Genomic DNA, 13,593 nt, shown 5'->3' on the forward strand with positions numbered 1-13,593 from the left:
CACCTTGTGTGGTCCGGCGGTGTGCTGTCCGGGCATACCGTACCCGGATCGGCTTGTGTGACCTGGCCTAGAGCGTCACCCGTGACAGGACCGGTATCGCAACGTGCACCGATGTGATGGGGACGTGAGCGGGGTCACTTCTTGCTGTCGATGACTGCCTTCATCACGTCCCTCGCGATGGGGGCGGCGAGACCACCACCCGAGATGTCGTCACGGTTGGCGCTGCCGTCCTCCACGACCACGGCCACGGCGACCGGGGAGCTGCCGTCGGGAAGCTTGGCGTAGGAGATGAACCACGCGTAAGGCTTCTCACTGTTGGCGACGCCGTGCTGGGCGGTACCGGTCTTGCCGCCTACGGTGACGCCGGAGATCTGCGCCGCCGTACCGGTGCCCTCCTTGACGACCGTCTCCATCATGGACTGAAGGATCTGGGCGTTGGACTCCGAGAGCGGCTGGCTCAGCTTCTCCGGCTCGGTCTGCGAGATGACGTCCAGGCTGGGCGCCTGCAGCTTGTCCACCATGTAGGGCTTCATGAGCGTGCCGTTGTTGGCCACCGCGGAGGCCACCATGGCCATCTGCAGCGGGGTCGCGGCGGTCTCGAACTGGCCGATGGAGCTGAGCGCGGTCTGCGCCGGGTCCATCGACTTGGGGAAGACCGAGGCGTTGGAGCGCACCGGCGTCAGCTGCTCGGAGCCGAAGCCGAACTTCTCGGCCTCCGCCAGCATCTTGTCCTTGCCGAGGTCGGTGCCGATCTTGCCGAAGACGGTGTTGCACGAGTAGCGGAGCGCGATCCGCATGGTCGCGTCCTTGCAGGGGATGTTCCCCTCGTTCTTCAGCTCGGTCCGCGTGCCCTTCAGGATGTACGGCAGCGGGGTGTCGGTGTGCTGGTCGGCCGTCGTGTACAGGCCGTTCTCCAGGGCCGCCGCCGCGGTGACCACCTTGAAGGTGGAGCCGGGCGGGTAGGTCTCGCGCAGCGCCCGGTTGAGCATCGGGTCGTCGGGGTTGTTCTTCTTCTGGAGCTTGTTCCAGGCCTTCGCGTCGGCGTTGGTGTTCCCGGCGAAGGCGGAGGGGTCGTACGACGGGGTGGAGGCCAGCGCCAGGATCGCGCCGGTCTGCGGGTTGATCGCGGCGACGGCGCCCTTGCCCTGGCGCAGCAGGCCCTTGTAGGCCGCTTTCTGCGCGGCGGCGTTCAGGGTGGTGACGACGTTGCCGCCCTGCTTGCCCTTGCCCGTGATCATGTCGAGGGTGTTGCGGAAGAAGAGCCGGTCGTCGTTGCCGGTGAGTATCCCGTCGTCCAGCTTCTCCAGCTGGGAGGCGTCGAAGGCCTGCGAGGCGTACCCGGTGACCGGCGCCCACATGGGGCCGTCCTTGTAGGTGCGCTTGTAGACGAAGTCGTTGATGCCGTTCTTCTTCGTCTCGGTGGCCCCGGTGATCGGGTTGCCGTCGACGATGATGTCGCCGCGCGGTGTGGCGTACCGCTCGATGGCGACGCGGCGGTTGTGCGAGTCGGTCCGCAGGCTGTCCGCCTGGACGTACTGGATGTAGTTGTCGCGGAGGAGCAGGGCGAGGACGAGGAGCCCGCAGAAGATCGCGATCCGGCGCAGGGGCTTGTTCACGGGCGGACCACCTGGGTCATCTCGGCGTCGGGGCTGGGGGCGGGTGCTGGTGCCGGGCGCCGGGCGGTGTCGCTGATGCGGATCAGTACGCCGACGAGTGCCCAGTTGGCGATGACGGAGGAACCGCCGGAGGCCAGGAACGGCATCGTCATACCGGTCAGCGGGATCAGGCCCATGACGCCGCCGGCGACCACGAAGACCTGGAGGGCGAAGGCGCCGGAGAGGCCGACGGCGAGGAGCTTGCCGAACGGGTCGCGGGCCGCGAGCGCCGTGCGGATGCCGCGCTCGACGATCAGGCCGTAGAGCACCAGGATCGCCATGACTCCGGCGAGGCCCAGTTCCTCGCCGAACGTGGCGAGGATGAAGTCGGAGTTGGCGGCGAAGCGGATGAGCTCGGAGTGGCCCTGACCGAGGCCGGTGCCGAGGGTGCCGCCGGAGCCGAACGCCCAGAGCGCCTGCATGGCCTGCTCGGAGTGGATGATGCCGTCCTTGACCCCGGACTGGCTGAGCATGTACTCGTGCATCGGGTCGAGCCAGGCCTGGACACGCGTCTGGATGTGCGGTTCGAAGGTCGCCACACCGACCGCGCCGCCCGCCGACATCAGCAGACCGAAGACGATCCAGCTGGTCCGCTCGGTGGCGACGTACAGCATGATGACGAACATTCCGAAGAACAGCAGCGACGTACCGAGGTCGGTCTCGAACACCAGGATCAGGATCGAGATGAACCAGACCACGAGGATGGGGCCGAGGTCACGGCCGCGCGGCAGGTACAGACCCATGAAGCGGCGGCTGGCCAGGGCGAGCGCGTCGCGCTTCACCATCAGGTAGCCGGCGAAGAAGATCGCGAGGACGATCTTCGCGAACTCACCGGGCTGGATGGAGAATCCGGCGACCGAGATCCAGATCTTGGCGCCGTAGATGTTGGCACCGAGTCCCGGGACCAGCGGGAGCAGCAGCAGGACCAGGGCGCCGACCATGGAGATGTAGGTGTAGCGCTGCAGGACGCGGTGGTCCTTCAGGAAGAACAGCACGCCGACGAACAGGGCGATGGCCAGCGCCGTGTACAGCAGCTGGCGTGGTGCCGCGTTGCCCGCCTGTTTGATCGACTGGAGCAGCTTGGACTGGTCGAGCCGCCAGATGATCACCAGGCCGAGCCCGTTGAGGAGCGTGGCCAGCGGGAGCAGCAGCGGGTCCGCGTACGGAGCGAACTTGCGCACCGCGAGGTGGGCGACGCCGGCCAGCAGGCCGAGGCCCAGGCCGTAGCTCAGCAGGCCGGTGGGCACCTTGTCGTCGATGGCCAGGCCCACGTTGGCGTAGGCGAAGACCGGGATGACGACCGCGAACACCAGCAAGGCCAGTTCGGTGTTGCGTCGGCTGGGTGCGCCGATCGACCCGATCGTGGACGTGTGGTGTGTCGGCGTGTTCGTACTACTGCTCATCGTGTGACAGGGCCCCTCACGGCTTCTTACTGCTTACCGCACAGCGAGACCAGCTTCTGCTCCTCGGTGGAGAGGCTGGGGCCGGGTGTGGGAGTGGGTGCGGTCGTGGACTTGGAGGACGAAGGTGCCGAGCTCGACGGGGTCGGGCTCGGGCTGGACGTGGCCTTGGACGTCAGGGAGGTCTTTGTGGTTCCCGTGGTTCCGTCGGCCTTGCCCGAACTGGGCTTCGTGCTGTTCTGGCTCTCGGCGTCGCGGCGCTGCGCGTCCTTGCGGCAGGCGGAGGCCTGCACGGCGAGTTCGTCGATCTTCGCCTTCGCGTCGGCGAGGCCGCCTTCGGTGATGGTCGCCTTGACCTGCTTCTGCTGGTACGGCGGCAGGTACTTGAGTTCGATCTCGGGGTGGTCCTTCTCGACCTTCGAGAGCGAGACCCAGGCCAGGTCCTGGCTGATGCCGCGGTAGAGGGCGACGTGCTCGTCCTGGGCGCCGACGTAGTACTGCGTCTGCGTCCAGCGGTAGCCGCCGTACAGGCCGCCGCCGATGACGGCGAGGGTCAGGACGACGTAGAAGGATCGCTTCAGCCACCGGCGTCCGCTGCGCGGCTTGACGAAGTCGTCGTCCGAGTAGTCGCCGAAGCTGCTCGTGGAGACGTAGCCGGTGGTGTCGCCGCTGCCCGGCGGGCCGAACTCGCCGCCGCCCTGGCCGGGCACGGGCCGGCCCAGGCCGGAGGCACGGCCGGCGGGCGTCTGCATGGCGCCGTTGTCGTGCAGCTGGAGCTGGTTCTCGGCGACCGCGCCGACCACCACAGGGGTGTCGGAGAGCTGCGCCGCGAGAGTGTCACCGGAGTCGATGTCGAGGACATCGGCCACGATGACGGTGATGTTGTCGGGGCCGCCGCCGCGCAGCGCGAGCTGGATGAGCTCCTGCACGGTCTCCTGCGGGCCCTGGTAGCTGGCGAGGGTGTCTTCCATCGTCTGGTGGGAGACGACACCGCTGAGGCCGTCGGAGCAGATCAGGTACCGGTCGCCGGCGCGGACCTCGCGGATCGAGAGGTCGGGCTCGACGTGGTCGCCACTGCCCAGCGCGCGCATCAGCAGGGAGCGCTGCGGGTGGGTGGTGGCCTCTTCCTCGGTGATGCGGCCCTCGTCGACGAGGCGCTGCACCCAGGTGTGGTCCTGGGTGATCTGCGTGAGCACGCCGTCCCGCAGCAGGTACGCGCGGGAGTCGCCGACGTGGACGAGACCGAGCCGCTGTCCGGTCCACAGCAGGGCGGTGAGCGTGGTGCCCATGCCCTCGAGCTGCGGGTCCTCCTCGACCATCAGCCGGAGCTGGTCGTTGGCACGCTGAACGGCGGTGCCGAGCGAGGTGAGGATGTCGGATCCGGGTACGTCGTCGTCGAGCGCGACGATGGTGGAGATCACCTCGGAGCTGGCGACCTCACCGGCGGCCTGGCCGCCCATCCCGTCGGCGATCGCGAGCAGGCGGGGACCGGCGTAGCCCGAGTCCTCGTTGCCCTCGCGGATCATGCCTTTGTGCGATCCGGCGGCGAAGCGCAGTGACAGACTCATGCGCACCTCGCCCGTCGGCTCCGGGTACATCCGCACGGTGCCCACCCTCCGGTCGGGAGCGCGCCGGGGTTCCTTGTGTGGACCGCCGCTGCGTGCTCGCTCCGCTCGCTCATTGTCGTACTACTTCCGCAGCTCGATGACGGTCTTGCCGATGCGGATCGGCGCGCCCAGCGGAACGGGCGTCGGGGTCGTCAGCCGGCTCCGGTCGAGATACGTGCCATTGGTGGAGCCGAGGTCCTCGACGATCCACTGGCCGTCCCGGTCGGGGTAGATCCTGGCATGCCGGCTGGACGCGTAGTCGTCGTCCAGCACGATGGTGCTGTCGTGCGCTCGGCCCAGGGTGATGGTCTGCCCCTGGAGCGCGACGGTCGTGCCCGTGAGGGTGCCCTCCGAGACGACCAGCTTGGATGGTGCGCCGCGACGCTGCCGCCCGCCGCCGGTGGCAGGCGCCTGCTGCTGGCGCTGCTGCGGAGGCGCGGCCTGCCGCGCGGCCTGCTGAGGCCTCGCAGCCTCCCTGCGGGAGCCGCGCTGTGTGACGCGCGTTCCGAACAGGTCGCTGCGGATGACCTGCACGGCCACGATCACGAACAGCCACAGTACGGCCAGGAAACCCAGCCGCATGACCGTGAGGGTCAGCTCTGACATTGCCCCCGCTTCACCCTTCGGCTTGCCGGTAAATGATGGTGGTGCTGCCCACGACGATCCGCGAGCCGTCGCGGAGCGTAGCGCGGGTTGTGTGCTGCCCGTCCACCACGATGCCGTTGGTGGACCCGAGATCCTGGATCGTCGAGGGCGTTCCGGTCCGGATCTCACAGTGCCGGCGCGATACGCCGGGGTCGTCGATCCGCACGTCGGCTTCAGTGCTGCGGCCCAGCACCAGCGTCGGGCGGGAGATCTGATGGCGTGCGCCATTGATCTCGACCCAATGCCGCATACGGCCACCCGCCGCCGGGCCGGCCGGGGGCCGGGCACCCGCGGGTGCCATGCCCGGACGGCCGCCGGGCGGCGGCGCGGACGGCATGGGGGGAGCGGCCGCCGCGGGCGGGTAGCCGTAGCCACCCTGGGCTCCGCGGCCCGCCGGGGCGGGGCCCGCGGGGGCACGCTCGGGGGACTGCTGATTGGCGGAGGAGGCGAGCGTACGGCTGCGGACCCGGTACAGGCCGGTGTCGAGGTCGTCCGCCTTCTCCAGGTGGACCTTGATGGGGCCCATGAAGGTGTAGCGCTGCTGCTTGGCGTAGTCGCGGACCATTCCGGCGAGCTCGTCGCCGAGCTGGCCGGAGTAGGGGCTGAGCCGCTCGAAGTCGGGCGTGCTCAGTTCGACGATGAAGTCGTTCGGGACGACGGTCCGGTCGCGGTTCCAGATCGTGGCGTTGTTGTCGCACTCGCGCTGGAGCGCTCCGGCGATCTCCACGGGCTGGACCTCGGACTTGAACACCTTGGCGAAGGTGCCGTTGACCAGACCTTCGAGACGCTGCTCGAACTTCTTCAGGACTCCCATGGGGCACCTCCTCCGTCGTTGCCGTCCTGGTACAGCTTGCTGTCGTCTTTCCGGCCCTGCTGGACCAGCCGGCCTACCCGGCCTTGCTGGTACTGCTTACTGATCGTATCCACGCGTCGGGAAATCGGCTGGTTCCCCCTGTCGGCACGGTCGACGGGTTGTCGACACCTTCCGAAGTCCCCTCCCGAAGTTCCCTGAGAGGCCCCTCTTCGAACTCTTCCCGGCACTGCTTCTGCCATGGATCGTAGAGGCGCCCCCCGACCAGTGTCCCGCACCTGACTGTGCGGTCCGTCCGACTCCTGGGGAGATGCGCTGGACCGGTACGAGGTTGATACGTGAACCGGTTCTGTCTGAAACGTGTGACGCGTGCCGGGGCGCTGGTGAGGAGCCGGCCGGCGCGGGACGCGGAGCCGCTCGGGCCGGGAGCCCGGGCGGGGCAAGGGCGGCGGGCCTGTGGAGCAGTGGAGGGCCGGGCGCGCGGGCCCGGCCGTGCGCGGGCGTGGGGGCCGGGGGAAAGGGATGTGATTCCACCCCTGGCACCGTGCTAATCTTCTGCATGTCGGAAGGCGCCCGCGGAGCAAAAGCGGGAGACGGAAGACACACCCAATGCGCGGGTGGCGGAATAGGCAGACGCGCTGGATTCAGGTTCCAGTGCCCGAAAGGGCGTGGGGGTTCAACTCCCCCCTCGCGCACAGCTGAAAGCCCCTCAGGTCCTCGACCTGAGGGGCTTTCGCGTTGTCCGGGGTGCCTCCGTCACGCTTCCCCGCATCGCGCGCGGTGTCGCACGACGGGTGGTGCCGCTCGTCGCGGGTCGCACGGAGACCCGGGGGCGCTGTGAAGTGTGACGATGCTCTCATGCGGCGGCGGGGAGTTGGCGGGGTGGCGGCCGGCGAACGGACGTTGGAGGACCCGGAGGACCCGGAGAACCGGAAGACCCGGAGAACCGGAAGAGCCGGAGAACCGATGGGCCTGACCCTTCGGCCCTTGGGTGGAGCGGAGTCCCGCAGGGTGGGGTGTCCTGCCCTGCGGGGCCGTGCGCCGTTGTGTCGCTGTGCCGTCGTACCGAGTCCGGTGGGTGGAGCGGTGGTTGCCGGGTGCCGTGATCAGGCGGCGACGCGTGCCGCGACCTTCTTGGCCCGGGCGGCGGCCTCGTCGAGGGCCTTGGTCCGGGACGCCTCGAAGAGCGGGACCAGATCGGACATCGCCGGGTTGTGCGGGGCCATGGTGAGCTCCGGGACGATGAATTCGACGTCGAGGGCGAGCATGTCGCCCAGCACGGCCTTCAGATAGTTCTGCACGTACTCGAAGCCCTCGCGCGGAGTGCCCGGCGCGTACGAGCCGCCGCGGCTGGCGACGACGGTGACCGGGGTGCCCTTGGCCTTCGCGTCCTCCGCCATCGCGGTGCGCCCGATGAGGACGACGCTGTCCAGCCAGGCCTTGAGGGTCGAGGGGATGGAGAAGTTGTACATGGGGGCGCCGATCAGGATCGCGTCCGCGTTCTCCACCTCCTCGATCAGCTTCACGCGCGCGGCGAAGGCCTCGGCCTGTCCGGGGGTGTGCGTCTCCGGGGCGGCGAAGCCGGCGCTGTGGGCGTCGGCCGTGATGTGCGGCACGGGGTGCGCGGCGAGGTCGTGGTGGATCACCGTGCCGTCGGGATGCTGCTCCTCCCAGGCCGCGCGGAAGGCTTTGGTGACGGCACGCGAGATGGAGGCGCCGTCCGGGGAGGCGGACGAGTCGATGTGGAGGAGGGTGGCCATGATGATCTCCAGGCAAAAGGGGTGTATGGGGTGGCAGCGGCCGAGGTGGACCGGACTCCGGGTGGGGTCGTGAACCGGATCAGGGCAGGGCTGTCACAAGGGGCGAGTCGCCCTTGATGGGCTTCTCTTTCGTTCCTAACTAGAGATAACACAGTCACTTACTTTTTTTCATCCCCTTGTGAGGACGCAGTACCCTGGGCTCATGGCAGAACCGGGAAGCCACGACGCGGGGCCGTGCCAGAAGGTCGACGACGGCATGACCCGTGTCTTCACGCTGCTCGGGAAACGATGGACGGGTCTCGTCGTCGCGGTCCTGATGCCGCACCCCGTCCACTTCGCCGATCTGCGCAGGGCGATCCCCGGCATCAGCGAGCGGATGCTCTCGGACCGGCTCACCGAACTCGGCGCGGCCGGGCTTGTCGTGCGCAATGTCGACGAGGGCCCACCGCTGCGTGTCTGCTACGCCCTGACGGAGGCGGGCGCGGCGCTGGAACCGGCCCTCAAGGAGCTGGGGTCCTGGGCGGAGAGGTACCTGCCGGAGGGCGGGCCCTGCCGGGCGAAGCCGCGACAGCGGACCGGGCTGTGACGCGACGCGCCTGAGCCGGCCTCGCGCCGCCGAAGTGACCGATTCATCGCGCCCGAGCCGGCTTTCCCGCCGCCGAAGTGCCGAGTCGCTCACCGTGCCGAGCCAGTCGTGCGGTGCCGCCCATGTGAGCGGGCCGCTTGCTGTACCGGGTCGGCTGCTGTACCCGGTTGCTCGCTGTGCGGGCCGGCTGCTGTACAGGGGCGCTCGCTGTGCCGGGCCGGCTGCTGTGCCGGGGCACTTTCTGTGCCGGGCCGGCTGCCGTGCCGAGCCCGCCGTGCCCTGCCGCTGACGTGCTTGAGACGTGCGTGGTGCGGCAGTTGAGACGCCGCCGGTCGAACGGTGTGCACGGCTGCCTTCCCGGGCCCTGTGGAGTTGTCCACAGGGCCTGACGCGTTTTCCCGGCCGGCTGTACGGTCAGCACGAATTGATGTTCGTGCGCGGGGGAGGCGGTCGTGATGGCCGAGGTCGGTACAGCGGGGGCGGAGCGGCAGACGGCGCCGGCGCCGACGGGAAGGGCAGGGCTGGTCGAGCTGGCCGGTCCGGTAGGTCAGGACAACGGCGGCGGGCAGGACGGGAACGCGTCCGTGCCGGAGCCCGCGCGGACGCCGTCCCCCGAGGACGGGCGGACGGCCGAGGCGTTCGGGGTCCGGGGCTTCGCGGTTCCGGGGTTCGCCGCCTGGCCGGTGAAGGACTCGCCCAAGGAAGAGGGGAAGGCCCTGCGCGGCCGGGTCCCGCGCGCGGCGCACGCCGAACTGCTGGTCGACGCCGACCGGCCGGACGCCGTGACCGCGGTCGAGGAGTCCAACCGGGGCCGGATCCCCGGGCTCACCCCGATACGGGTCGGCAGGATGGCGGCCACACCCTTCGCGTTCCTGCGCGGCAGCGCCGGCCTCATGGCGTACGACCTCGCCCGCACGCCGATGACCGGGATCAGCGCCCAGATCTGCGGCGACGCCCACGCGGCGAACTTCGGCCTGTACGGAGACGCGCGCGGTGGCCTGGTCATCGACCTGAACGACTTCGACGAGACGGTGCGCGGCCCCTGGGAGTGGGACCTCAAGCGGCTCGCCACCTCGCTCGTGCTCGCGGGCCGGGAGGCCGGCGCCGACGAGGACACCTGCCGCGATGCCGCGCGCGACTGTGTGGGCGCGTACCGCCGCACCATGCGCCTGCTGGCCAAACTGCCGGTGCTGGACGCCTGGAACGCCATCGCGGACGAGGAACTCGTCTCGCACACCGACGCCCATGACCTCCTCGGCACTCTGGAGCGGGTCTCCGAGAAGGCGCGGGCCAACACCAGCGGACGGTTCGCCGCCAGGTCGACCGAGGCCGTGGACGGCGGTGGCCGTCGCTTCGTCGACGCGGCACCCGTGCTGCGCCGCGTTCCCGACGCGGAGGCGGCCGCGGTCGCGGCGTCCCTGGAGCACTATCTGACGACGGTCTCCGAGGACCGCCTTCCCCTGCTCGCCCGCTACGCGGTGCACGACGTCGCCTTCCGCGTCGTCGGCACCGGCAGCGTCGGTACCCGCTCGTACGTCGTGCTGCTCCTGGACCACCGCGGCGAAGCCCTGGTCCTCCAGGTCAAGGAGGCCCGCGCCTCGGCGCTGCTCCCGCACCTGGCGACCATCGGCCATCCGTTGCCCGAGGCGGCCCACGAGGGTCGCCGAGTCGTCCTCGGCCAGAAGCGCATGCAGGTGGTCAGCGACATCCTTCTCGGCTGGACCTCGGTCGACGGTCTCCCCTACCAGGTCCGTCAGTTCCGCAACCGCAAGGGCAGTGTCGACCCCGCCGCGCTGCCCGCCGACCACATCGACGACTACGGCCGCATGACCGGTGCCCTGCTGGCGCGCGCCCACAGCCACAGCGCGGACCCGCGCCTGATAGCCGGGTACTGCGGCAAGAACGAGGAGCTGGACGAGGCCGTCGCCTCCTTCGCCGTCGCCTACGCGGACCGCACGGAGGCGGACCACGCGGCCCTGACGGCGGCGGTCCGAAGCGGACGGATCGCTTCCGAACCGGGGGTGTGACGAATCGCTTCCGAACCGGAGGTGTGACGGATCGCTCCTGACCGGGGGCGTGGGGGAGAGCCGCTGCCGGCTGTCGCTGCCGGCCGCCGCTGCCCCAGGCTGTCGGCCGCCGCTGTCCGTCGCTGCCCGGTCGTCCGGTGCCCGTCGCCGCCTATGCCTGCCGGTTCCGCTCTCGGTGCGGGTGCGGGTGCGGGTGACGGTGCGGGTGCGCCGACGCCGGTTCCGATGCCGGAACCGGCGATCGGGATGATCGGGGTGGTTGGGGGCATTGGGGTCGTTGTGGCCGGTCAGGTGGCTGTAGGGGCGGGGAAGGCAGTGAGACCCGGGGGAGTGTGGCCTACGCTGGTCGGGTGACGACCCCGGAAGCCGATCAGAGCCAGTCCGAGCCCGCCTTCGAGGGGGGCCGGGAACACTCCGGTGCCCCGGAGGGCGAGACTCCCCAAGCCTCCCCCGGCGACGACGGCCGCCTCACGGACGCGGAGGGCGCGGACGCCCCTTCCGGGGTGCAGGGCGAGGGGCAGACCGAGGATCGGGCCGATGCGGGGCAGAGCCCGGCTCAGGCCGCGGAGGACCGGCCCGAGGCCCGTCTGGAGCGGGCTGTGCGAGCGGCCGAGCAGGCGTTGATCGAGTTCGAGATCGCCGTGGAGACCTTCCGCGTCGAGGTCGACAACTTCTCCCGGCTGCATCACCAGAAGCTCGGTCCCATGTACTCCCGGCTCGACGAACTGGACGCCCAGATCGCCGAGGCGCGTGCCGCGCTCACCGGTGACCCGGAGGACATATTCAAGGCGCACGAGGCACGGGCGCGGGTCATGCCCATGCCCGGTGTCGAGGAGCTGTTCCACGGCTGGATGGACTCGGACGGACTGTTTCCCGAGGCTGTGGCCATGCTCACGGACCAGCCCGTACGGCCTCCGCAGCGTGTGCGTCCGAGCGAGGAGGCCCGCAAGCTCTTCCGTGAGCTGGTCCGCAAGGCCCACCCGGATCTCGCGCAGGACGACGACGAGCGCAAGCGGCGTGACGATTTCATCGCCCGCGTGAACACCGCGTACGCCAGGGGCGACGAGGCGTTGCTGCGGGAGCTGGCCGCGGAGTGGGCCGCGGGTCCCGCGCCCGAGGAGTGGAAGCCGAGCCGCAGCGAGGAGCTCTACGCCCGGCTCGAATGGCTTTCCCAGCGCAAGGAGATGCTCACTCTCGTCGCGCGCGAGCTGGAGGAGAGCGCCATCGGCGCCATGCTCAAGATGGCCCCGGAAGACCCGGACCGCCTTCTGGAGGAGATCGCCGAACAACTGCTGACGCAGGTCGGCGAGCGTGAGCACGAACTGGCGACGCTGATCGCCCAGGGTCCCTGAGCTTCATCGGCGCGGTCGGGTAGCGTCGGAGGCATGAGTTTCGGAGCTGGTGTGCCCACGGTCGGGGTCGACAATCTCGCGGTCGACGACTTCCTGCTGGACGTCCGGGAGGACGACGAGTGGGAGGCGGGCCATGCCCAGGGGGCACTGCACATTCCCATGAGCGACTTCGTCGCCCGGTTCGGCGAGCTGACCGAGGCGGCCCCGCAGGACGGCCGGGTCAACGTGATCTGCCGCTCCGGCGGCCGTTCGGCCCAGGTCACCATGTATCTGGTCCAGCAGGGCATCGACGCCGCGAATGTCGAGGGCGGCATGCAGATCTGGGAGGCCGCCGGCCGCCCGGTCGTGAACGCCAAGGGCGAGCCCGGCTTCGTGCTGTAGCCCGGGCCCGCCGACCGCGGGAAATACCGGGTTCTGTCTGAGGCCCGGGCGCAGCCACTCCGGGCAGTGTCTGCGGTCCAGGTCCGTTCCCCCGGGGACGTCCGGAGGCTGGGGTCTGTCACCCGAGGGAATGTGCTGCCAGCAGGTCGCCCAGGGCTTCCTCGTGTGCCGCCGCCGGGCCGAGCGAGAGTTCCAGCTGCTTGGCCCAGGCGTGGTACCGGTGCAGCGCGTACTCGGTGTCGGCGCCGAATCCACCGTGCAGATGCTGCGCGGTCTGCACGACCCGGCGTACCCCTTCGGACGCCCAGATCTTGGCGACGGCGACATCACCGGCGGCCGGGAGCGGGCCGTCGGCGCCCGTGCTGATCCGCCACGCGGCCTGCCAGAGAGTGGCCTCCATGGCGCGCAGGTCGATGTAGCGGTCGGCGGCCTGGACGGCGACCGCCTGGAACGTGGCCACGGGGAACCCGAACTGCTCCCGCTTGCTCGTGTACGCGCTCGTCATCCGGAGCACCTCCTCTCCGAGCCCGAGGGCCAGCGCACACGTGCCGGTGGCCAGCAGGGCGCGCAGCCACTCCCACGCCCCCGGCGCGTCGATGACATCCCGGGCGGCGATCCGCGTGGACCGCAACCGCAGCTCGCCGAGCCGTTCACCGGTCGTGGAGATCTGCTCGGCGAGCACGGCCCCCTCGTGGTCGCGGGGGACCAGCGCGAGGACGGTCCGGTCGGCGTCCGTGTGAGCGGGCACGAGGGCGAAGTCGGCGTCGCAGGCCCAGGGGATCGCCGTCTGCACGCCGTCCAGGACCCACCCCGCGCCGTCCCGCCGTGCGGTCACGGCGCGTTCGGCCGGGTCGTGACCGGTCCGGCCGTTGGCGGCGACGGTCAGCACGCGTTCGCCCCGGCCGGCCCGTGCCGGCAGTTCCGCCCTCAACTCCTCGCCGCCGAAGCGGCGTACGGCAGCCGCCGCCGCGCTGTTCTCCAGCAGCGGTACCCGTGCCAGCACCTTCGCCGACTCCCGCAGCAGCAGGCAGAGCGCGATGGCGTCGAGGCCCGCCCCGCCGGCCTCCTCGTCGAGCAGCAGGCTCAGCAGGTCCGCGTCGGCGAGCCTCGCCCACAAGGGCCGGTCGAAGTCCTCGGCGACGGCACCCGCGGTGAGCGCGGGACTGGGTACCCCGTCGGGAGAGACCCCGGCGAACACCCCCCGCGCCGCCTCGGCCGCCGCCTGCTGCTCCTCGGTGAAGGTGAAGTCCACGATCCCGTCCTCCCGCGCACGCACCGGATCAACGACCAGACGGAAAGCCTGATCTGACGGTGCGTCAAGATAGAACAGGTTCTACGAGAAGGGAACGGCCGACGATCGGCCACTCCT

11 protein-coding genes and 1 tRNA gene are annotated in these 13,593 nt (G+C 70.2%); 5 read left to right on the forward strand and 7 right to left on the reverse strand.

The window, feature by feature from the left end:
* Positions 1 to 134: 134 nt before the first annotated feature.
* The 5 genes from ACF07B_RS18735 to ACF07B_RS18755 form a co-directional block, all read right to left on the reverse strand.
* Positions 135 to 1,616, reverse strand: coding sequence for a peptidoglycan D,D-transpeptidase FtsI family protein (locus tag ACF07B_RS18735; RefSeq protein ID WP_392179677.1), 1,482 nt, complete (start codon positions 1,614 to 1,616; stop codon positions 135 to 137).
* Positions 1,613 to 3,058, reverse strand: a complete 1,446-nt coding sequence (locus tag ACF07B_RS18740; protein WP_392179678.1) for an FtsW/RodA/SpoVE family cell cycle protein — start codon at positions 3,056 to 3,058, stop codon at positions 1,613 to 1,615. Before ACF07B_RS18740 ends, ACF07B_RS18735 begins: the two co-directional genes overlap by 4 nt.
* A 26-nt stretch (positions 3,059 to 3,084) precedes the next feature.
* Positions 3,085 to 4,623 carry a Stp1/IreP family PP2C-type Ser/Thr phosphatase gene (locus tag ACF07B_RS18745; protein WP_392179679.1) on the reverse strand — a complete coding sequence of 513 codons (1,539 nt, stop codon included), beginning with the start codon at positions 4,621 to 4,623 and terminating at the stop codon, positions 3,085 to 3,087.
* Between the two features lie 120 nt (positions 4,624 to 4,743).
* Positions 4,744 to 5,268, reverse strand: coding sequence for an FHA domain-containing protein (locus tag ACF07B_RS18750; RefSeq protein ID WP_392179680.1), 525 nt, complete (start codon positions 5,266 to 5,268; stop codon positions 4,744 to 4,746).
* Positions 5,269 to 5,278: 10 nt separating this feature from the next.
* Positions 5,279 to 6,121 (reverse strand): DUF3662 and FHA domain-containing protein, encoded by an 843-nt coding sequence (locus ACF07B_RS18755; RefSeq protein WP_362393723.1) that lies wholly within the window; start codon positions 6,119 to 6,121, stop codon positions 5,279 to 5,281.
* A 608-nt stretch (positions 6,122 to 6,729) separates the two neighbouring features.
* Between ACF07B_RS18755 and ACF07B_RS18760 the strand changes: the two genes are divergently transcribed.
* A tRNA-Leu gene (locus ACF07B_RS18760) sits at positions 6,730 to 6,813 on the forward strand.
* A 411-nt stretch (positions 6,814 to 7,224) separates the two neighbouring features.
* On the opposite strand, the gene ACF07B_RS18765 is transcribed toward ACF07B_RS18760, so the two are convergent.
* A complete protein-coding gene (locus ACF07B_RS18765) occupies positions 7,225 to 7,878 on the reverse strand; it encodes an FMN-dependent NADH-azoreductase (protein WP_392179681.1) in 654 nt (217 codons plus the stop codon).
* Between the two features lie 202 nt (positions 7,879 to 8,080).
* Between ACF07B_RS18765 and ACF07B_RS18770 the strand changes: the two genes are divergently transcribed.
* The 4 genes from ACF07B_RS18770 (at position 8,081) to ACF07B_RS18785 (ending at position 12,224) form a co-directional block, all read left to right on the forward strand.
* Positions 8,081 to 8,464: a winged helix-turn-helix transcriptional regulator gene (locus ACF07B_RS18770; protein WP_369480794.1), complete on the forward strand. Its 384-nt coding sequence runs from the start codon at positions 8,081 to 8,083 to the stop codon at positions 8,462 to 8,464.
* Positions 8,465 to 8,919: 455 nt separating this feature from the next.
* Positions 8,920 to 10,491, forward strand: a complete 1,572-nt coding sequence (locus ACF07B_RS18775; protein WP_392179682.1) for a DUF2252 domain-containing protein — start codon at positions 8,920 to 8,922, stop codon at positions 10,489 to 10,491.
* 350 nt (positions 10,492 to 10,841) lie between these two features.
* Positions 10,842 to 11,843, forward strand: coding sequence for a hypothetical protein (locus tag ACF07B_RS18780; protein ID WP_392179683.1), 1,002 nt, complete (start codon positions 10,842 to 10,844; stop codon positions 11,841 to 11,843).
* Between the two features lie 33 nt (positions 11,844 to 11,876).
* Positions 11,877 to 12,224 carry a rhodanese-like domain-containing protein gene (locus ACF07B_RS18785; RefSeq protein ID WP_328670383.1) on the forward strand — a complete coding sequence of 116 codons (348 nt, stop codon included), beginning with the start codon at positions 11,877 to 11,879 and terminating at the stop codon, positions 12,222 to 12,224.
* Between the two features lie 118 nt (positions 12,225 to 12,342).
* Here the strand turns inward: ACF07B_RS18785 and ACF07B_RS18790 are convergent, their stop codons facing one another.
* A complete protein-coding gene (locus ACF07B_RS18790; RefSeq protein WP_392179684.1) occupies positions 12,343 to 13,476 on the reverse strand; it encodes an acyl-CoA dehydrogenase family protein in 1,134 nt (377 codons plus the stop codon).
* Positions 13,477 to 13,593: the final 117 nt, after the last annotated feature.

Origin of the sequence: Streptomyces sp. NPDC015532, from assembly GCF_043078065.1 — a bacterium.
In the GTDB taxonomy this organism is placed as follows: domain Bacteria; phylum Actinomycetota; class Actinomycetes; order Streptomycetales; family Streptomycetaceae; genus Streptomyces.